This window comes from Nodosilinea sp. LEGE 07298 (assembly GCF_015207265.1).
GTDB lineage: Bacteria > Cyanobacteriota > Cyanobacteriia > Phormidesmidales > Phormidesmidaceae > Nodosilinea.
The window spans coordinates 1-1,332 of the sequence record NZ_JADEXE010000580.1; the positions used below are offsets into that span (position 1 = coordinate 1).

Sequence of the window (1,332 nt, forward strand, 5' to 3'; positions counted from 1 at the left end):
GGCGAGCTGGCTAGAGTCGTGGGTGAGGGGTTAGGAGATTCGCCGTCGTTTGCGGCCTCGTTGCCGAAACACCAGATACAGCAACACGCCTACTAAGATCAATACTAAAATTGGCACCGCGATCGCCAGTACCGAAAGGATGGTTGAACTGGCCAACTCGGCTGTGGAAACCGCAATGTTGCCCACTGGGCCACCCGCCGCTGTAGAGGCCAGCCGCGCCAGCCCGGTAAAGGCCTGGGTACTGCTAGCCACTCCGCCGCCCGCAATTAGCGCCAGGCTCCACTGCAAAAAAGGGTTCATATCGCCGCCTGTGACGGCCACGGTGAGTACGGTACCAGCGATCGCCGCCGCAGGCAGCTCGACCGCATCCATCAAATTGTCAACGATGGGCACAAAGTAGATCAGTATCTCCAGAGCCGTAGCAGCAGCCAGAGCCAAAATGGCAGGGGTTGTACCTATCCAGGCCATAGTGGGAGACAGGGTTAAATAGCCCTGCTGAGCGGCAATGCCAGCGACTAAAAAAGGCACCAAAATTCTAAACCCGGCGGCAGCGCTGAGGCCAATGCCAATGGCAATGTGCAACAGTACATCCATGATGACTAACGTTTACTCATCTACGCTGGAGGCCAGCGGCTCTAACGGGTCTGGCCCCAGCGAAAACACCTGCCCATCGATTAATAGACGGGTAATGCCCTTGGCTTGCAGGTAGGGGCTGGTGGTTTGCAGCAGACTGCCGTCTGGCACCTTGACCACCCGCTGGTTGCGGCGCGAAAAGCGGCGGGCTACGTTGTGGTTTTCGAACACGGGCAGGGTGCGCGAATCGCCTTCGGCCTCAGGAATTTGACCCAGATCGGCAAAGGTACGCAGGGGCAGTACCACTAGCTCCGACGAGGTGCGTTCTACTACCACGTAGCACAGGGGCGGCAGCGCATCGGCGGTAAGTGGCGAAATCTCTAGGGTGCCGAGGTGGGGGGTGGGGCGATCGCTGCCCTCCCAGGGGTAGGTCTCTTCATCGTCGCTGTCGTCGTCGTCGTCGCCGTAGTCGTCGCCTAAGATGGCGTTGTTATCCCAGTCGTCGTCGTCATCGTCGGTCGATTCAGTCACCTCATCAGCCTCGTCAGCCGTCGCTGCCGCCTGAGCCGACTTCAAGACTGGGGGGGCGGGCTTCTCTTGAACCGGGTCTGGAATCGAGAGCTGTGTGGCAGAGGAAACCTCAGACACTGGCTCAGGTGAAGGTTCTACGGCGGCGGCGGGCGCTTCATCATCTTTCGATCGCCGCTTGCGGGTGGGTTTTGCTGGGGGGGGCGGAGTCTCTTCAACAGCAGGCACCTC

At 59.8% G+C, this 1,332-nt stretch carries 2 protein-coding genes; both read right to left on the minus strand.

From position 1 onward, the window contains the following. Positions 1-30: 30 nt before the first annotated feature. The gene (locus IQ273_RS33180; protein ID WP_194027320.1) at positions 31-594 is read right to left on the minus strand and encodes a DUF4126 domain-containing protein; all 564 of its coding nucleotides are present in this window, start codon (positions 592-594) and stop codon (positions 31-33) included. A 12-nt stretch (positions 595-606) separates the two neighbouring features. After that, positions 607-1,332, minus strand: a 726-nt coding sequence (locus tag IQ273_RS33185; RefSeq protein WP_194027321.1) for a hypothetical protein, incomplete at its 5' end; no start/stop codon positions are given.

Bases quoted from the DNA above. Each gene is read 5' to 3' on its own strand.
- IQ273_RS33180 (WP_194027320.1), bottom strand. From the start codon at position 594: ATGGATGTACTGTTGCACATTGCCATTGGCATTGGCCTCAGCGCTGCC.